Origin of the sequence: Methylophilus rhizosphaerae, from assembly GCF_900100975.1 — a bacterium.
GTDB lineage: Bacteria > Pseudomonadota > Gammaproteobacteria > Burkholderiales > Methylophilaceae > Methylophilus > Methylophilus rhizosphaerae.
In genome coordinates, this window is record NZ_FNFX01000005.1 from 148,631 (window position 1) to 167,719 (window position 19,089).

Below are 19,089 nucleotides of genomic sequence, written 5' to 3' on the forward strand. Positions count from 1 at the left end.
GAAGTCATGTCAGTTGCATTAATGTTAGCCATCGGTGCCGCAGTATTGGCAGTACTATATGGCATAGTAATGAGTCAGTGGATTTCTGGTTTACCTGCAGGCAACACCCGGATGCAAGAAATTGCCGGGGCTATTCAACAAGGCGCGGCTGCCTATCTGGCCAGGCAGTATAAAACCATCGCGCTAGTCGGCATCATCCTGGCAGTGCTGATCGGTTTTTTCCTCGGCGTCCCCACCGCCACCGGCTTTGTAATCGGCGCAGTGCTTTCCGGCGCCTGTGGCTTTATCGGCATGAATGTGTCGGTCAAGGCCAATGTGCGTACCGCACAAGCCGCCACCAACGGCATAGGCGCAGCGCTGGATGTGGCATTCAAAGGCGGTGCCATTACCGGCATGCTGGTGGTGGGCCTGGGGTTACTGGGTGTGACAGGTTTCTATGTCTATCTTGGTGCGGAACAGGCGACTGACCTGAACCCGCTCATCGGCCTGGCATTTGGCTCATCGCTGATTTCCATTTTCGCGCGTTTGGGTGGCGGTATTTTCACCAAAGGCGCTGACGTCGGTGCTGACCTGGTCGGCAAAGTGGAAGCCGGTATTCCTGAAGATGACCCGCGTAATCCCGCCGTGATCGCAGATAACGTGGGGGACAATGTCGGCGACTGTGCCGGCATGGCGGCAGACTTGTTTGAAACCTATGCCGTCACGCTGATTGCCACCATGGTATTGGGTGGCCTGATGGCCGCAGAAGCAGGCACCAGTGGCGTGATTTACCCGCTGCTGCTTGGTGCGGTGTCGATTGTGGCTTCCATTATCGGCTGCTTTTTTGTCAAAGCCTCGCCTGGCATGAAAAACGTGATGCCTGCGCTTTACAAGGGGCTGGCCGTCGCCGGTGTGCTATCGCTGATCGCGTTCTACTTCGTCACGCAATATGTATTCCCGCAAGGGTATACGCACGGTGAAGTGGCCGTTTCCAGACAGGCGTTGTTTGGTGCCTGTGCCGTAGGGCTGGTATTAACCGCCGCACTGGTATGGATCACGGAATACTATACTGGTACGGATTACGCACCGGTCAAGCATGTGGCACAAGCCTCCACCACCGGGCATGCCACCAACATTATTGCCGGCATAGGCGTCTCCATGAAGTCAACTGCATTGCCTGTGATTTCAGTCTGCATTGCCATTTTCGTGTCTTTCCATCTCGCTGGTTTATACGGGGTCGCTATTGCAGCCATGGCCATGTTGAGCATGGCCGGTATTGTGGTCGCACTGGATGCTTACGGCCCGATTACCGATAATGCGGGAGGTATTGCCGAAATGGCGGAGCTGCCAAGCAGCGTACGGGATGTGACTGATCCACTGGATGCAGTCGGCAACACGACCAAAGCCGTGACCAAAGGCTATGCCATTGGCTCTGCCGGACTAGCCTCTCTGGTGCTGTTTGCCGATTACACCCACAAACTGGAAGGTGCAGGTATTTCTGCCAGTTTTGATTTAAGCGACCCCCGCGTCATTATTGGCTTATTTATTGGTGGCCTGATTCCCTTCCTGTTTGCCGCCATGGCCATGGAAGCGGTGGGTCGCGCTGCCAGCAGCGTGGTAGAGGAAGTGCGCCGCCAGTTTCGCGAGATCAAAGGGATTATGGAGGGCTCAGCGAAGCCTGAATACGGCAAGGCTGTCGATATGCTGACCACAGCGGCCATCAAGGAAATGATGCTGCCTTCCCTGCTACCCGTCGCCGCACCTATCCTGGTTGGCTTGTTCTTAGGCCCGGTCGCGCTGGGCGGATTGCTGATGGGCACCATTGTCACCGGTCTGTTTGTCGCCATCTCCATGTGTACCGGCGGCGGCGCGTGGGATAACGCCAAAAAATACATTGAAGATGGCCATCATGGTGGCAAAGGCTCGGAGGCGCATAAAGCTGCCGTGACGGGTGATACGGTGGGTGATCCATACAAGGATACTGCAGGGCCAGCGGTGAATCCGCTGATCAAGATCATTAATATTGTGGCCTTGCTGATTGTGCCATTGCTGCATTAACCCGGCACATAATAAAAACACCAGCAATAAAAAAGTCGGCTTGAAGCCGACTTTTTTATTCATATCTGTCCAGGATCAGAACGCTGGTTTCACTTCTGCTTCATTGTAACGTACAACGCCATCAGTAATTTCCTTGTGCGCATCTTCAATACCCACCCAACCATCGATTTTCACCCATTTACCTTTGTCCAGGTCTTTGTAGTGCTCGAAGAAGTGCGCAATCATATCCAGGCGCCAGGGAGACACATCGCTCAATGATTTCTGGTAGGCATACAGGCCGCAGACCTTTTCAATCGGCACGGCCAGCACTTTGGCGTCACCACCGGCCTCATCTGTCATGTTCAGCATGCCCAGTGCACGGCAACGCACCACCACGCCCGGCAGCAATGGCACTGGCGTAATCACCAGCACATCCACCGGGTCTCCATCATCACCCAGCGTGTGTGGAATATACCCGTAGTTACAGGGATACTGCATGGAGGTGCCCATAAAGCGGTCTACAAACAGTGCACCGCTTTCCTTGTCCACTTCATACTTGACCGGATCACCATTGGCCGGAATTTCGATAATGACGTTAAAGTCGTGAGGCAAATCTTTGCCGCTAGGCACCAAATTCAAAGACATCTTTTCAAACCCATCCCACAAAAATTCGCCATTATAGGCGAATAACATAAACCTTTGTTTACAAAACGCATTATTTTTGGCTTGCCGCAGGCGACACCTGCGACCGGCAAGCCTGCTGTACAGCCAGCGGGGTCACTTTCATTGCCAGGTGCAGCAATAACGGCACAATCACCAGTTCGTCCAGTTGCCCGATCACCGGGATAAAGTCGGGAATCAGGTCAAAAGGCATCACTAGGTATCCCAGTGCCAGCCATAGCAAAGCTTTGGCCAATGGGGGCGTTTGCGGATGCGCATGCAGGGCGCGGTAAAATGCCAGCTCTTGCCTGAGGCGGCTGGCAAGCGTGGCAAGTTGCTCGCGGAAGCGCATGAAACGCTTATTCGACCTGCAAGGTACGCCCGGTCAGCCTGGCAAACGCTTCCATGTACTTGTCAGAAGTGCGCTGCGCCACATCTACCGGCAATGCAGGCCCCGGGGGGGTTTTATTCCAGCCGCAGCTTTCCAGCCAGTCACGCACATATTGCTTGTCATAACTGGGTGGATTCGTGCCTACCCGGTATTGATCCGCCGGCCAGAAACGCGAGGAGTCTGGTGTCAGCACCTCATCCATCACGTGTAACACGCCTTGTTCATCCACGCCAAATTCAAACTTGGTATCGGCAATAATAATGCCTTTGCTGAGTGCATATGCTGCGGCTTTGGTGTAAAGCGCAATGGCTGCTTTTTCCACTTGTGCCGTCAGGTCTTTACCAATCAGGGCTTCTACCTGGGCAATACTGATATTTTCGTCATGCTCGCCCACCGCCGCTTTGCTGGATGGCGTGAATAATGGCGCAGGCAATTGTTGCGCAAGCTGCAAGCCGGCAGGCAAGGGAATATCACATACGGTGCCTTTGGCCTGGTATTCTTTCCAGCCGCTGCCCACCAGGTAACCACGCACAATCGCCTCCAGCGGCAAGGCCCTGAGTTTCTTCACCACCACCGCGCGACCTTTCACCTGTTCTACCTCATCGGGTGCGACCACGGATTCCGGCGCAATGCCGGTCAAATGGTTGGGCACCACGTCTTTCAACTGCTCGAACCAGAAATTGGCCATTTGCGTCAGCATGGCGCCTTTATGCTGAATACCGGTCGGCAGGATCACATCAAATGCACTCAGGCGGTCAGTGCTCACCAGCAACATGGTGTGCGCATCAATATCGTAAATATCACGCACCTTGCCCTGATGCAGTTTTTTCAGGCTTTTAATCGAAGTTTCCAGCAAAGGCGCACGCATAATATCTACCGAAAAAGTAAAAACATTATTATAAATGGCCTGCCTGCTTACAGGCGAACAATTTGTTCCGCCGGGCACCGCCACCAGCGGATGGCTGGCCTGTTTAAAAACCACCAAAATCACCGAATTGCTGCATAAATACCCACAAAAAAACCACTTTTTAACACCACCTCATAGGCAGGGGATTTAGACAGGCGGGCAGCACTTGACTAGCATGGGCTTAAGCTGGCAAGCTGTCCCTGTTGTGAATCTGGAACTATCTACCGGATATTTTGTGGACATCGCAGAACAATTACTGAGTGGTATTTTGGACACCTTGCCATTGCAAGTCGCCGTGATCGACCAGGCCAGCAATATTGTGTATGTGAACCAGGCCTGGCGTACATTTGGTTTATTCTATGGCCTGGAACTGGATACCGACTGGTTTGGCATTGCCTATCTAGACATTTGCCGCGCCAATGAAGATACCAATCAGCCCCAGCTACTCCATGGCATCCAGAAAGTACTGAATGGCAAAGCAGGCCAGTTCAGTATTGATTACCTGTGCCACACCCCGACCAAGCAACCCACCTGGCTCACCTTACATGTGCAGCCGATGAGCACCAATCTGGCCGACAGTCAGTTATTCCTGCTCTCACTGACCAATATTACGCATCATAAACAGGTGGAAGACAGGATCTCTGCGCTTACGCTCACCGACCCGCTGACCGGCCTCGCCAATCGCCGGCAACTGGAGCAAATCATGCGTGATGAATGGTCACGCGCCATCCGTCACCAATCCAGCCTGAGTGTAATGATGATAGATGCGGATCACTTCAAGCAACTGAATGACAACATGGGGCATGCGGCCGGAGATGAGTGCCTGAAAAAACTGGCGGGGATACTCAAGCACTACACCAACCGCCCAGGCGACCTGGCTGCACGCTACGGCGGGGAAGAGTTTGTGCTGATCCTGGGCCAAACCACTCAACAGGAGGCGATTAAGATTGCCGAGCGCATCCGCCAGAAAGTGATGGAGCTGGATATACGGTTTGCCGGCCATCGCCTGATGACGGTCAGCATCGGCATTGCGTCACTGAGCACACAGCAATCGCATACCACCAAAGAACAGCATGCGCGCAATCAATCACTAAACTTCAGCGAAGATGAGCACTTATTGATTGAACAGGCAGACAAAGCATTGTATGTCGCCAAAAAACAGGGCAGGAACCGGGTGGAAGTGTACGACAAGCATCACCGGCTGACGGTCCCGCTGACAGCGTAACGCAGCAGGCGAGCGCCGGTTGGTCTAGCTGGCGCGCGCTTCCAGCATGGCGACTGCCGGCAAGGTTTTACCTTCCAGGAATTCCAGGAACGCGCCACCCGCCGTCGAGATATACGAAACCTTGTCGTAAATATCATATTTCTGGATCGCGGCAATAGTATCGCCGCCGCCGGCCAGGGTAAACGCTTTGGTTTCAGCAATCGCCTTGGCAATCGCTTTCGTGCCTTCACCAAACTGGTCAAATTCGAATACGCCGACCGGACCGTTCCAGACCACGGTACCCGCCTTCATGATGATGTTCACCAGTTCGGCGGCAGACTGCGCCCCAATATCAAAAATCATATCATCGGCAGCCACCTCATCGGCAGACTTTTTGACCGCCGGTTCATTGGCATCAAACTGCTTTCCCGTCACCACATCTTTGGCGATCGGTACACAGGCACCACGATCCGACATCTTCTGCATCAGGCATTTGGCCGTATCGACCAGGTCATCCTCACACAGGGATTTACCCACTTCATGGCCAGAGGCTTTCAGGAAGGTATTGGCAATGCCCCCGCCCACCACCAGTTGATCCACCTTGTCAGACAGGCTTTCCAGCACCGTCAGTTTGGTTGAGACTTTGGAGCCACCCACAATAGCAACCAGGGGGTGGGCCGGTGCCAGCAGAGCTTTGCTCAACGCATCCAGTTCCCGGGTGAGCAAAATCCCGGCACACGCTACTGGCGCAAACTTGGCAATGCCATGCGTAGAGGCCTCAGCCCTGTGCGCGGTGCCAAATGCATCCATCACAAACACATCACACAAGGCCGCATATTTCCGGGCAAGTTCGTCGTTATTTTTCTTTTCACCGATATTGAAGCGGCAGTTTTCCAGCAGGATCAGCTGGCCATCTTCCGTGCCCAGGCTATCTGCCGGGGCATTCGGTGCCAGCCAGTTTTTCACCAGGCGCACCGGTTGGCCAAGCAGTTTGCTCATCACATCCGCCACCGGCTTGAGGGAGTTTTCTTCAGAATACACGCCCTCTTCAGGGCGTCCCAGGTGCGAAGTTACCATGACTTTCGCGCCGGCTTTCAATGCGAATTCAATCGTTGGCATGCTGGCCACAATACGGGCATCACTGGTCACAACCCCGTCTTTGACCGGGACATTCAAGTCGGCGCGGATAAAGACACGTTTGCCACGCAAGTCGAGATCAGTCATTTTGATGAATTTCATACACGTACTCCGGCGGCCCACACCGCTCAAAAATCAGGATTGAATACAAAAACGGGGCATTCTGCCCCGTTGATCATTACGCAATATGCTGCACCAGGCGCAACAGGTTGCAGGTATAGCCATATTCGTTGTCGTACCAGCCGATGACTTTGACAAAGGTTGGGTCCAGCATAATACCGGCATCGGCATCAAACACACTGGCGGCCGGGCTGCTGCGGAAATCGGTGGAAACCACTTTTTCAGAGGTGTAATCCAGCACGCCTTTCAATGCACCCGTCGATGCCTGTTTCATGGCATCACAAATCGCCTCGTAAGTCGTTTCACTACTGAGTTCAACGGTCAGGTCCACCACGGAAACATCGGCAGAAGGTACACGCATGGACATGCCGGTCAGCTTTTTGTTCAGGGCCGGAATCACTTTACCAACTGCCTTGGCTGCACCGGTACTGGAAGGAATAATGTTTTCGAACACGCTACGGCCACCGCGCCAGTCTTTTTTAGAAGTGCCATCCACGGTCAGTTGCGAAGCAGTCGCTGCATGGATAGTTGTCATTAGGCCGCGTTTCACGCCAAAGCTGTCATGCAATACCTTGACTAAAGGCGCCAGGCCGTTGGTGGTACAGGAAGCAGCAGAAATAATGGCCTGGCCGGCATACTCCTGGTGGTTCACGCCATAGACAAACATCGGCGTGTCATCTTTACCTGGCGCAGATTGCACCACTTTTTTAGCGCCACGGCCCAGGTGGGGCTGGCAGGTTTCCTGGGTCAGGAATGCGCCAGTGGACTCAACAATCACGTCAGCGCCGCCTTTGGTCCAGTCGATATTATTGGGGTCACGCTCGGCGGTCAGGCGGATACGTTTGCCATTCACCACCAGCTCACCGTTATCGGCTTCCACGGTGCCGCGGAAACGGCCATGCACGGAGTCATATTTCAGCATATACATCATATATTCGATGTCATATGAGCTATTGATGGCGACGACTTCAATATCACTGAACTCGGCTTCCTGGACAGCGGCACGCAATACCATGCGGCCAATCCGCCCAAACCCGTTAATCCCTAACCTGACTGCCATATTTTCCCCCAGACAATACGATAGAACTAAAACCCAGCATTTTAACCTAAACCACATATACTGGACAGATTGCAAGTACTTGACTTGATACGCGATAACTCAACAAAGTCACATGAGCTTGCTTTCAGGTTGGGCAGGCATTTATTAAGAAAGTTGGATATGTCAGAAAAAATTATTCTTGCGGGTGGCTGTTTCTGGGGCATGCAGGATTTATTCCGCCGCTTGCCAGGCGTGATCAGTACCCGTGTCGGCTACACGGGGGGCGATGTGGCGAATGCCACGTATCGAGATCACGGCAACCATGCCGAAGCCATTGAAGTCGTGTTTGACCCCACCCGCATCAGCCTGCGGCAATTGCTGGTATTTTTCTTCCAGATTCACGACCCGACCACACCAGACCGCCAAGGTAACGACCTGGGGCCATCTTACCGTTCAGCCATTTTCTACCTGGACCCCATCCAGAAAGAAATTGCCACGCACCTGATCAGCGAAATGAATGCTTCCGATATCTGGCCAGGGAAAGTGGTGACCGAAGTGACACCTGCCAGTAACTTCTGGGTGGCGGAAGCGGAGCACCAGGATTATTTGCTGCGTTACCCGAACGGCTATACTTGTCACCGTATCCGGCCTAAATGGATATTGCCGCGCGACCGGCTGGAAATGGTTTAACGCAAACAGACTTATTCGGTATCCGCCGGGGTATCCAATGATGTGTCCACTGGCGATGCCGGGTCAGCATTCGGTTTACGGGGCTTGCCGCCGTAACGCCGGCCCGAATGACGCAGGAAAGTCGCCAGCTCATTCAACGCCAGTTGATAGACTTCACGCTTGAATTCAATCACATCTTCCAGCGGCACCCAGTATTCACTCCAGCGCCAGGCATCAAACTCCGGATGCTCACTGGCACGCAATGACACATCAGAATCACGTCCGGTCAAGCGTAACAAAAACCAGATTTGCTTCTGGCCTTTATAACTGCCGCGCCATTCGCGCTTGATCCAACTGGTAGGCACATCATAACGCAACCAGTCCCGCGTACGGCCCAGTATCTTGACGTGTTCCGGCTTGAGTCCCACTTCTTCCATCAGTTCACGGTACATGGCCTGCTCAGGCGTTTCACCATACTTGATGCCGCCTTGCGGAAACTGCCACGCATGCTCTCTGATACGCTTGCCCCAGAACACCTGGTTGTGGGTATTACATAAAATAATCCCCACATTAGGACGGTATCCATCACGATCTAACATACAAAACTGCCTAAAATATTTGCTGCAATTTTTTCATACTTTGCCCTTTAATGAAAGGACAACCATCAAGCCTGAGGGCAAAAGCACCCCCACATCCCTTCTCCCCAAGCGCGCATGAAGACATACATGCCGCCCCCAAAAAACTCCGGTCGTGGCAAAGGGCCTCATACACTGTAAGCTTTTAATAAGCCTGCCACGGTACAATCAGCTTTTTATTTAAACTGAATGCTGGTACATACATACTTACAATGCCGCATCGGAAACATTTGCTGTCAACCTAATTCATATCATCGCGTTTTATATGACCATGTATCCAGTATTTGCCGCTTTATAACCAGATCCAGTACCCTGACGATTTTGAAAATATCCAGCTTTACCTCCTTTATTCTCATCTTGTGCAGTTTCACTGCCACTGCCGGCGACCTCGCCTATATCACCAACCAGGGCAGTGATACCGTTTCCGTGCTGGATATAGCCCAGCAAAAAATCACGCACACCATTAACGTGGGCAAAGCACCGGTAGGTGTGGCCATTGCGCGCAAACAGCAGCGCGTCTATATCAGTAATGCCAACAGCCAGACAGTATCAGTTATTAACAGCCGCACCCAGCAAGTTATCCGGGAGATTCCGGTCAACATCCAGGCCGTCGGCATTGCGCTCAGCCGTGACGAAAAAACACTGTATGTCGCAGACTGGGGCGGTGCGCAAGTCATCGCCGTTGACACTGCCCAGCCGCAAAAACAGCAAGCGTTCAAGGCCGGCCAGACACCTTCCGGTATGGTAGTCAGCGCCGATAACAAAAAACTGTTTATTGCCAACCGCGACAGCAACGATATCACCGTGGTGGATACGCGTACGCTGCAGACCATCGCCCAGGTCAAAGTCGGCCTGCACCCTTTTGCGCTGACCTTAAGCCCGGATGGCCGTACGCTGTTTGTCGTCAATGTGGTCAGTAATACCCTGACTCTGCTTGATGTGGATTCTTACCAGGCCAGCACCATCAAAACCGGCAAGCACCCTTATGGCGTTGCCATCAGTCCTGACGGCCGCTGGGCCTATGTCAGCAACAATCATGCAGAAAGCGTTTCGGTGATTGACATTGCCAGCGGCAACACCGTCAAAACCATTACAGTCGGCGATTCCCCTGAAGGCATTGAATACGACAAAGCCAGTCACCAGATCATCGTCGCCAACTGGGGCTCAGATACGGTCTCCATCATAGATCCGCACACCAATACGGTCACCCACACGCTGGACAGCCCCAAGCTGTGCCGCTCGTTTGGGCAATTTATTCTGGAAGCAAAATAAATGTGCGCTTCCTCCCGTTTTTCAGTTTTTTCACAGGATTGCTTATGAATTAGTCGCAAAGTGCCGTTTTTTTAGGTAAAGTCACGGGTTATTTTAAAACTCAAAAGACATCTTACTTTTTAGCTTTAATCTGTAAATTTCAGGAGATATGAAATGAAAAAAATTCTGGGCGTGATTGCCGTTTCTTTATTACCACTGGTTCCGCTGACTGCTGCTGCACACGGTGCGGCTGCGCTGCGCTTCGAAAAAAGCGTGACCATCAAAGCACCAGCAGCAAAAGTCTGGGCATTGGTCAAAGATTTTGGTAACGAGCAAGCCTGGCATGCCGGCGTTGAATCGACCAAGACAGAGCAGAAAAAAGACGAAAACGGTGATGAGGCCACCTACCGTACCGTGAAACTGAAAAACGGCGGCACCATGTACGAAAAACTGCGCTCAGTCGATGACGCAGGCATGCGCCTGAAATATGAATATGTGCTGGAAAAAAGCACACTGCAATTCTCCAACTTCTACCCTATGATTACCGTGACGGCCAAAGGCAATGAGACTGAAGTCACCGTCAAAGGCAGCTACACCCGCGCCGACTCTTCCAACATTCCAAAACCTGAGCAGAATGATGATGCAGCAACCAAAGCGCTGGATGACTTCTTCGGCCAAGGCCTGGACAGCTTGAAAAAGGCTGCCGAATCGGGAAAGTAATTAGCCAGGGTTCTGGAAAAACTGCGCAAGGCAACAGTAAACCCTGGTGGAAGTTCTGGTAAGTCTTACGTTGTAACAAGTTAGTTTTGCAAACACAGTACAGGCCAAAAGCCTCACACTGTCACAAACAAAGGGATTGTGTACCACGCAATCCCTTTTTGCTTTCAGATGGCAATCTGACCAAAAACATCACCCCGCCTCGGTGACGGTGGACAAAGGCTGTCACTTTGCGTCATCTACCCCTCAACATTCCCTGACACAAATTTCCGGTTTCAAAGCCTGTAACTAAGCTATAAAAATACCTTAATTCTTTATTTTCAACCAGTTATAACCAATAAATGAAAATGGCACAGCTATTGCTTACGGTCATGCAACACTGTTGGAAAAGCAGTGAATCAAAAATTAGTATTCACTTTAAACTTTGACTAAAGGAAATATAATGAAAAAACACGTACAACAAGGTTTTACCCTGATTGAATTGATGATCGTGGTTGCCATTATCGGTATCTTGGCTTCTGTTGCGATTCCGGCATATCAGGATTACACCAAAGAAGCTGCTGAAAGCGCTTGCCAAACTGAAGCAAAATCTTATACAGATAAAGTAACCATTGATTTTGCAAGAAATACTACCATTACAGCGCCAGTAGCTACTGCATGTGAGAGCATCACTACGCCGGCAGCTGCAACAGATATAATCACAGCAAAATCCAAAAAACCAGGTGACGCAACATGGTCCTGCGACCTCAGTCAAGGTAGCACTTGTACTAAAGCAACAACACCTTAATAATTCCCTTACGAGCCCTGCATTTGCAGGGCTTTTTAGCATCTAAAATTAAGCATGAAATCAAACCGACATTCTGGATTCAATTTAATTGAGTTGATGATTGTCATCGCCATTATTGGCATTCTGGCTTCCGTCGCCATTCCAACATATCAGAATTACATACAAGAATCTGCTGACAATGCCTGCCTGGCTGAAGCCACAGCTTATGCGAGAAGAGCTTACACAGATATTCAACTTAACAAACCTGTCAACGCCATTTCCAGCCCGATTGCATCAGCCTGCAAAGAAATCAATGGCGGCAACGCTGTGACCACTGTCGCCAGCTTCACCGCCACGGCCAAAACACCCGGTAATGCGACCATTGGCTGTGATTTGCTTGCAGAAGTCATCTGCAGCAAAACTACGCCGACCCCATAACGTCCAGCATTGTGTTCAATATCAACGCCCAGTCTGACTGGCTCCCAATGAACACTCGCATGGCTGTTATACTGCCTGTTTCGCTTTTATAAAGCCCGACAGCATGCTAGAACACCTCACAATCAATCAGCAAGGTCACGAAACTGCCACCATTTTCTGGCTGCATGGGCTAGGCGCCGATGGTCATGATTTTGCCCCTATCGTGCATCTGCTGGATCTGCAACATATCAAATTTATCCTGCCGCATGCGCCCTACCGGCCCGTGACCTTAAACAATGGTTACGAAATGCGCGCATGGTATGACATTGTTGGGTTGCAACCCGACAGCCCGCAGGACGAAACCGGCATACGCAGCATGCAGTCCATCCTCAATGCCATGATAGAAAACGAGATTGTGCGCGGTATTCCGTCACAGCGCATTTTACTGGCCGGGTTTTCGCAAGGTGGCGCAATGGCCTTGCATACCGCTACCCGGTTTGAGAAACCACTGGCTGGCGTGCTGGCGCTATCGACTTATCTGCCGCTGAAAAACCAGCTGCAAAGTGATCAGCAGGTAGCCAATAAACATCTGCCGATCTGGATGGCACATGGCCGGTTCGACCAGGTGATTGCCTTATCAACTGCCCAGTCATCCCGCGACGTGCTGGAGACGGCTGGCTATCCACTGACCTGGCATGAATACGACATGCCACACAGCGTATGCGATGAGGAAATCAGCGATATCCGCAACTTTCTGCTGACAGTGTTACCCGCCTGAACTGGGTGACCGCATTGAGAATAATCCCGCAAGCAAAGGGAGTTTTGTTAAAATGTCAGGCGTTTTAACAGGTTAATTCTCATGAGTGATTCCAAAAAAGCCTCCCCGGCCAGCAGTGACTCCCAGACCTTTGCCCAGCGCATCGCGGCACTGGAAACCATCGTCCGCAACATGGAATCCGGTAATTTGCCTTTAGAGGCGGCGCTCACAGCCTATGCCGAAGGCACGCAGTTATTACAGGCCTGCCAGGCCTCACTGCAACAGGCCGAACAAACGGTCATGATCCTAAACCAGCAGCAACTGAGCCCGTTTGAACCAGATTAATCCTCCGCCGGGCCGCTTTTACCTTACTCATGACGCATTCATTCGCATTTGAACACTGGGCCAGCACACACCAGGTACGCGCTGAGCAGGTATTGGCGCGCGCGTTGCCCGGCGAAGAGACTTTGCCGGAGCGGTTGCACGCTGCCATGCGTTATGCGGTACTGGGCGGCGGCAAACGCGTACGTGCATTGCTGTGCTATGCCGCAGCAGAGCTGGCAGGCACGACTGCCGACAGCGCCGATGCAGGTGCAGCAGCCGTGGAACTGATCCATGCCTTCTCCCTGGTGCACGATGATATGCCGTGCATGGATGACGATGATTTGCGCCGCGGCAAACCCAGTTGCCACAAGCAATATGACGATGCGACCGCATTGCTGGTGGGCGATGCGCTGCAATCACTGGCATTTACTTGCCTGGCTGAAACACAGGTACCACAGGCATTAAAACAGGTGCAGTTGCTGGCACACGCCACCGGTTCACGCGGCATGTGCGGCGGCCAGAGCATAGACTTGCAAAGCACCGGCAAAACACTGACCCGCTCTGCGCTGGAAACCATGCACCAGTACAAAACCGGCGCATTGATTCGCGCTGCGACATTGCTGGGTGCTTATTCGGCGGATAAAACAGAGACATCATTGGTCAACTTGCTGGATCAATACAGCCGTAATATGGGGCTGGCATTCCAGGTGGTGGATGACATCCTGGATGCCACGGCAGACACGCAAACACTGGGCAAAACCGCAGGCAAAGATGCCTTGCAGGAAAAATCAACCTATGTCAGCCTGCTCGGTATTGAGGAGGCCAACACCTTGGTGCAGTCGCTGTACCAGCAGTCTTTGCAGTTGCTGGCCGGTTTCGGCACCGAAGCCGACGCACTGCGCGGTATTGCCCGATTTATTTGTGAGCGCCAATTCTAATCATGACTTCACTGCTGTCTCGCATTCAATCGCCCACAGACCTGCGCAAGCTGGACCGCTCTCAGCTCAAGGCACTGGCAACGGAGTTACGCGCCTTCCTGATTCACAGCGTGTCGCAAACCGGCGGCCATCTGGCCTCCAACCTGGGCGTGATCGAGCTGACCATTGCGCTGCATTATGTCTACAACACACCGGATGACAGACTGGTGTGGGATGTCGGCCACCAGACTTATCCGCACAAAATCCTGACCGGGCGCCGCGAAGGCATGGCCACCTTGCGTAAAGCGGGCGGCATTGCCGGCTTTCCAAAGCGCGACGAAAGTGAATACGACACCTTTGGCACCGGTCACTCCAGCACGTCGATTTCCGCTGCATTAGGCATGGCCGTTGCAGCCAAAGCGCAAGGCTTGGACCGTCGCAGCGTGGCCATTATCGGTGATGGCGCCATGACGGCGGGCATGGCATTTGAAGCGCTGAATAATGCCGGTGATATGGACACCAACCTGCTGGTCATCCTCAATGACAACGATATGAGCATTTCCAACAATGTCGGTGCGCTCAACAATTACCTGGCCCGCCTGATGTCCGGCAAGCTGTACGATAGCGTGCGTCGCAGTGGTAAAAAAGTGCTGGATATTATTCCCCCGGTCAAGGAGTTTGCACGTCGTGCCGAGGAGCATGCCAAAGGCATGATGACACCAGGCACCTTGTTTGAAGAGTTCGGCTTTAACTACATCGGCCCGATTGACGGCCATGATATGGATACGCTGGTCGATACCTTGAGCAATATTCGCCAGTTGCAGGGACCGCAATTCCTGCATGTGGTGACGCAAAAAGGTAAAGGTTACAGCCCGGCGGAAGACAACCCGAACAAATATCACGGGGTCAGCAAATTTGACCCGCAAAACGGACACAGCCTGGCGCAAAATGAACAGCGCCCGACCTATACGCAGATTTTCGGCGACTGGCTGGTGGATATGGCCGCCACAGATAGCAGGCTGGTAGGCATCACCCCTGCCATGTGCGATGGCTCCGGCCTGAACCGTTTTGCCGAAGCATATCCACAGCGTTATTTTGATGTAGGTATTGCCGAGCAGCACGCACTGACATTTGCGGCCGGCATGGCCTGTGACGGCCTGAAACCGGTAGTAGCGATTTACTCCACCTTCTTGCAACGCGCGTATGACCAACTGATCCATGACATCGCCCTGCAGGATCTGGATGTGCTGCTGGCGATTGACCGGGCCGGACTGGTTGGCGCAGACGGCCCTACCCATGCCGGCAGTTTTGACCTGAGCTTTTTGCGCTGCATTCCCAACATCGTCATCATGGCGCCCAGCGATGAAAATGAATGCCGCCAGATGCTGACCACTGGCTACCTGCATACAGGCACGGCAGCAGTGCGCTACCCGCGCGGCAGTGGCATAGGCGCACCAATTTCCAAGACGCTGGAACGCATTGAGATTGGCAAGGCACAACTGGTCCGCCAGGGGAAAAAAGTCGCGATACTGGCATTTGGTAGTATGTTGCAACCGGCCCTGGATGCCGCCGCGTCGCTGGATGCCACGGTGGTGAATATGCGCTTTATCAAGCCACTGGATGAAACCACGATACTTGAAATTGCCCGCAGCCATGACCATATAGTGACTATAGAAGAAAACGCACTTATGGGCGGGGCAGGTGCCGCCGTGATGGAATGCCTGCAAGCACATCATGTGGTGAAGTCTGTGTTGTGCCTCGGTTTGCCGGACCATTTTATTGAACACGGCAGCCATGAAGCCATGCTGGCCGCATGCGGCTTGGACAAAACCGGTATTTGCACAGCTATTGAGAAATTAATTTCCGAGTAGTAAACTCAACTATTAATCAACGGGCGGGCAATCCCGCCATGGAACTCTGATGAATCAACCCGTTATTCCTGCAGTGATTGAAGACGTACAAAATACCCCTGACGTGCGCCAACTGGATATCAATAAAGTCGGCATCAAGTCTATCCGTCACCCAGTCATTGTGAAAGACAAAACCGGCGGCGAGCAGCATACCGTAGCGGTGTTCGACATGTTTGTGCATTTGCCGCACAACTTCAAGGGCACGCATATGTCACGCTTTGTTGAAATTCTCAACATGAATGAAAACGCTATTTCGATAGACTCATTCGAAACCATTCTGCGCCAGATGGTAGAGCGCCTGGAAGCAGAATCCGGCTATATCGAAATGCACTTTCCTTACTTTATCAACAAGGCCGCACCCGTCTCCGGCGTGAAAAGCCTGCTGGATTACGAAGTCACCTTTATCGGTGAGATTAAGAACGGCCAGTTCGAGATTACTGTACAAGTGATGGTGCCGGTCACCAGCCTGTGCCCATGCAGTAAAAAGATTTCAGATTACGGCGCGCACAACCAGCGCTCACATGTCACGGTGACGGCTTTGCTGAATGAATTCATGTGGCTGGAAGACTTGATTACGCTGATTGAAGACCAGGCCTCCTGCCAGTTGTATGGTTTGCTCAAGCGCCCAGACGAGAAGTTTGTCACCGAACGTGCCTATGACAATCCGAAGTTTGTGGAAGACATGGTACGTGATGTGGCTGCTCAGCTAAATAATGAGAAACGCATTGTGAAATATGTCGTTGAATCTGAAAACTTTGAGAGCATCCACAATCATAGCGCGTATGCCTTAATTGAACGAGATAAACGAATCAGCTAACTCTCCCGTACAAAAAAAGCCCGCAATGCGGGCTTTTTTACATTCATAGTCACTAATGGCTGAACATGCCATTGCGTGCATAAGGCTGAGACAGCTGCAGGCCAAGCGCCACAATGAGGGCACCCGCCAACGGAAATAATGCCGCCAGGGTAAATGTCAGTTGCCCACCCAGATATTGCAGGGCAAACCCGCCTAACAATCCACCGAGCGCTCCGCCAATACCGTAGGCGACACTGTTATAAATGGCCTGCCCTTTGGCCTGGTGGCGCCCTTTGAAATACTGGCTGACCACTTCGACTGCTGCCGCATGGAAGCTGCCAAACGTAAACGCATGCATGGTTTGTGCCAGCAATAATAACCCCAAATGTTCTGGCACCAGGCCCATCAAGGAAAACCGCAGCACGCCGATCAGTAAGCTGGCGAGCAGGATGGTTTTGAGTTTGAAACGGCGCATGATCCACGGCATTTTGATAAAAATACCGATTTCACACAGCACACCCAGCCCCCACAACCAGCCTATCATGTCTTTGCTATAGCCATGTTCCGTCAGGTAGATCGAATAAAAGTTATACATCAGGCCATGCGCGGTCACCATCATGGCACAACCGAATAATAGCGACAGGACTGCGGGTTGCTTCAATATCTGCCACACCGAGAAATGGTCATGCGCATGTGGCGGCACCTGCGCTTCCGGTAGTTTCCAGGTGAGCCAAAGCAAGGCACACTGTACTGCCAGGATAAACCAGAGCAGGCTGCGGATACCAAACCAGTCAGTCAGGTAGCCCAGCAGCACCGATGCCACGATAAAGCCCCATGAGCCCCACAGGCGGATTTTGCTGTAATGACCGTTGGTGGTTGCCAGATGTGCCAGCACCAGTGACTCAGACAGTGGCAAGGTGGAGCTGGTAAACAGGCTCAGCGCGGCCATGACAATAAACATGCTGGCAAAGTCATGCGCCCAGAAAATGGCGACGAACCCCAGCAAGCCGAGCAAGGCGGTCATGCGTATCCAGCGTACGCGCTGCCGGGTATGGTCTGCCAGCCAGCCCCACAGGTTAGGTGCAATAATCCGGCTCAGCTGGAACAGGGACATCAGGATGCCGATATCCGCCGGCGAAAAGGATTCAGCACTCAGGTACAGGCCCCAGTAAGGGACAAAAGCACCGACAAAAAAGTAATAGATGAAATAAAAACGGGACAGGTTGAAATGCAACACATGACTCATAAGAATTCAACCGGAGGTGATTAACAAGTGGCTACACTCAAAAAAATGGCCCGTATTTTACGAGCCATGATGATAATTAAATGCGCGGCACACTGCTGTGCACATCCGCATTCTGTGCACGGTGGCGCAAGGCATGATCCATCAGCACCAGCGCCAGCATGGCTTCGACAATCGGCGTTGCCCGTATGCCGACACACGGATCATGACGGCCCGTGGTTTGCATCATGACCGGCTCGCCGGCCTGGTTAATCGAGCGGCGCTCCTGCGGGATGCTGGAGGTTGGCTTGAATGCCACATTGACCACGATTTCCTGTCCGCTGGAGATACCACCCAGAATGCCACCGGCATGATTGGTGGCAAAGCCTTCTGGCGTCAATTCGTCGCAATGTTCGCTGCCACGCTGGGCAATCGAATCAAAACCGGCACCGATTTCTACGCCTTTTACGGCATTGATGCCCATCATGGCATGCGCAATATCGGCATCCAGCCGATCAAAAATCGGCTCACCCAGGCCGACAGGCACTTTCTCAGCAACGACAGTAATTCGTGCTCCCACAGAATCCCGTTCGCTGCGTACCTGGTCCATAAAGGCTTCCAGTTGCGGCAATATTTCGCTGTTTGGTGAGAAGAAGGCATTGCCTTCCTGTGACAGTGCATCCCAGCTGACGAATGGAATCCTGATCTCGCCAATCTGGCTCAGGTAGCCACGAATCTGGATGCCATATTTTTCCTTAAGCCATTTCTTGGCAATGGCCCCAGCGGCTACACGTACGGCAGTTTCACGCGCACTGGAGCGGCCACCACCACGATAATCACGAATGCCGTATTTCTGTGTATAGGTGTAATCGGCATGCCCGGGCCGGAAGGTATTCATGATTTTGCTGTAATCCTGTGAACGCTGGTCAGTGTTGCGGATCAGCAACCCAATCGGCGCACCTGTGGTCTTACCTTCAAATACGCCGGACAGGATTTCCACCTGGTCAGCTTCATTACGCTGGGTCACATGGCGGGAAGTGCCTGGTTTACGGCGGTCCAGGTCAAGCTGCAAATCCTCGGCAGACAACGCCAATCCGGGTGGGCAGCCATCGACAATGCCGCCAATGGCCGGACCATGGGATTCGCCAAATGAAGTCAAGGTAAACAGGGTACCCAGAGTATTGCCAGACATGCGATTGCTTTCTTTGAACAGTTGGCCTTATTTTATCATAGA

General features: G+C 52.4%; 20 protein-coding genes. 12 read left to right on the forward strand and 8 right to left on the reverse strand.

From position 1 onward, the window contains the following. Positions 1–6 precede the first annotated feature (6 nt). On the forward strand, positions 7–2,037 hold the full coding sequence (locus tag BLP53_RS12515; RefSeq protein ID WP_091472624.1) for a sodium-translocating pyrophosphatase: 2,031 nt from the start codon (positions 7–9) through the stop codon (positions 2,035–2,037). A 75-nt stretch (positions 2,038–2,112) separates the two neighbouring features. On the opposite strand, the gene ppa is transcribed toward BLP53_RS12515, so the two are convergent. From ppa to BLP53_RS12530, 3 genes are all read right to left on the reverse strand, one after another. Further along, entirely contained in the window at positions 2,113–2,661 is a 549-nt protein-coding gene (ppa, locus tag BLP53_RS12520; protein ID WP_091473000.1) for an inorganic diphosphatase, read from the reverse strand. Positions 2,662–2,731: 70 nt separating this feature from the next. Then, a complete protein-coding gene (locus tag BLP53_RS12525; RefSeq protein WP_091472628.1) occupies positions 2,732–3,028 on the reverse strand; it encodes a YkvA family protein in 297 nt (98 codons plus the stop codon). Positions 3,029–3,035: 7 nt separating this feature from the next. Next, positions 3,036–3,935 (reverse strand): phosphoribosylaminoimidazolesuccinocarboxamide synthase, encoded by a 900-nt coding sequence (locus BLP53_RS12530; RefSeq protein ID WP_091473003.1) that lies wholly within the window; start codon positions 3,933–3,935, stop codon positions 3,036–3,038. Between the two features lie 214 nt (positions 3,936–4,149). Here BLP53_RS12530 and BLP53_RS12535 point away from each other — a divergent pair, with 214 nt between their 5' ends. Further along, on the forward strand, positions 4,150–5,199 hold the full coding sequence (locus BLP53_RS12535; protein ID WP_245652862.1) for a GGDEF domain-containing protein: 1,050 nt from the start codon (positions 4,150–4,152) through the stop codon (positions 5,197–5,199). 24 nt (positions 5,200–5,223) lie between these two features. Here BLP53_RS12535 and BLP53_RS12540 read toward each other — a convergent pair whose 3' ends face one another. Together BLP53_RS12540 and gap are read right to left on the reverse strand one after the other, a co-directional pair. Further along, entirely contained in the window at positions 5,224–6,417 is a 1,194-nt protein-coding gene (locus BLP53_RS12540; RefSeq protein WP_091472631.1) for a phosphoglycerate kinase, read from the reverse strand. Positions 6,418–6,493: 76 nt separating this feature from the next. Beyond that, positions 6,494–7,495 carry a type I glyceraldehyde-3-phosphate dehydrogenase gene (gene gap / locus BLP53_RS12545; protein ID WP_091472635.1) on the reverse strand — a complete coding sequence of 334 codons (1,002 nt, stop codon included), beginning with the start codon at positions 7,493–7,495 and terminating at the stop codon, positions 6,494–6,496. 159 nt (positions 7,496–7,654) lie between these two features. Here gap and msrA point away from each other — a divergent pair, with 159 nt between their 5' ends. Beyond that, a complete protein-coding gene (gene msrA, locus BLP53_RS12550; protein WP_091472638.1) occupies positions 7,655–8,164 on the forward strand; it encodes a peptide-methionine (S)-S-oxide reductase MsrA in 510 nt (169 codons plus the stop codon). A gap of 11 nt (positions 8,165–8,175) precedes the next feature. On the opposite strand, the gene BLP53_RS12555 is transcribed toward msrA, so the two are convergent. After that, a complete protein-coding gene (locus tag BLP53_RS12555; protein ID WP_091472640.1) occupies positions 8,176–8,742 on the reverse strand; it encodes an RNA pyrophosphohydrolase in 567 nt (188 codons plus the stop codon). A gap of 393 nt (positions 8,743–9,135) precedes the next feature. Between BLP53_RS12555 and BLP53_RS12560 the strand changes: the two genes are divergently transcribed. The 9 genes from BLP53_RS12560 (at position 9,136) to folE2 (ending at position 16,654) form a co-directional block, all read left to right on the forward strand. After that, positions 9,136–10,050, forward strand: coding sequence for a YVTN family beta-propeller repeat protein (locus BLP53_RS12560; protein WP_245652845.1), 915 nt, complete (start codon positions 9,136–9,138; stop codon positions 10,048–10,050). Between the two features lie 153 nt (positions 10,051–10,203). Further along, complete coding sequence (locus BLP53_RS12565) at positions 10,204–10,749, forward strand: SRPBCC family protein (protein WP_091472645.1); 546 nt, start codon at positions 10,204–10,206, stop codon at positions 10,747–10,749. Positions 10,750–11,188: 439 nt separating this feature from the next. Further along, on the forward strand, positions 11,189–11,533 hold the full coding sequence (locus BLP53_RS13885; RefSeq protein ID WP_091472648.1) for a pilin: 345 nt from the start codon (positions 11,189–11,191) through the stop codon (positions 11,531–11,533). Between the two features lie 54 nt (positions 11,534–11,587). After that, positions 11,588–11,950 carry a prepilin-type N-terminal cleavage/methylation domain-containing protein gene (locus BLP53_RS13890; protein ID WP_091472650.1) on the forward strand — a complete coding sequence of 121 codons (363 nt, stop codon included), beginning with the start codon at positions 11,588–11,590 and terminating at the stop codon, positions 11,948–11,950. 103 nt (positions 11,951–12,053) lie between these two features. After that, entirely contained in the window at positions 12,054–12,707 is a 654-nt protein-coding gene (locus BLP53_RS12580; RefSeq protein WP_091472652.1) for an alpha/beta hydrolase, read from the forward strand. 81 nt (positions 12,708–12,788) lie between these two features. After that, on the forward strand, positions 12,789–13,031 hold the full coding sequence (gene xseB / locus BLP53_RS12585) for an exodeoxyribonuclease VII small subunit (protein WP_091472656.1): 243 nt from the start codon (positions 12,789–12,791) through the stop codon (positions 13,029–13,031). A 29-nt stretch (positions 13,032–13,060) separates the two neighbouring features. Continuing rightward, a complete protein-coding gene (locus BLP53_RS12590) occupies positions 13,061–13,948 on the forward strand; it encodes a polyprenyl synthetase family protein (protein ID WP_091472659.1) in 888 nt (295 codons plus the stop codon). Positions 13,949–13,950: 2 nt separating this feature from the next. Next, complete coding sequence (gene dxs / locus BLP53_RS12595) at positions 13,951–15,798, forward strand: 1-deoxy-D-xylulose-5-phosphate synthase (protein WP_091472662.1); 1,848 nt, start codon at positions 13,951–13,953, stop codon at positions 15,796–15,798. A gap of 49 nt (positions 15,799–15,847) precedes the next feature. Continuing rightward, positions 15,848–16,654, forward strand: coding sequence for a GTP cyclohydrolase FolE2 (gene folE2 / locus BLP53_RS12600; protein WP_091472665.1), 807 nt, complete (start codon positions 15,848–15,850; stop codon positions 16,652–16,654). A gap of 52 nt (positions 16,655–16,706) precedes the next feature. On the opposite strand, the gene BLP53_RS12605 is transcribed toward folE2, so the two are convergent. Next, a complete protein-coding gene (locus BLP53_RS12605; protein WP_091472668.1) occupies positions 16,707–17,879 on the reverse strand; it encodes an MFS transporter in 1,173 nt (390 codons plus the stop codon). A 76-nt stretch (positions 17,880–17,955) separates the two neighbouring features. Then, the gene (gene aroC, locus BLP53_RS12610; protein WP_091472672.1) at positions 17,956–19,047 is read right to left on the reverse strand and encodes a chorismate synthase; all 1,092 of its coding nucleotides are present in this window, start codon (positions 19,045–19,047) and stop codon (positions 17,956–17,958) included. Between the last annotated feature and the right edge of the window lie 42 nt (positions 19,048–19,089).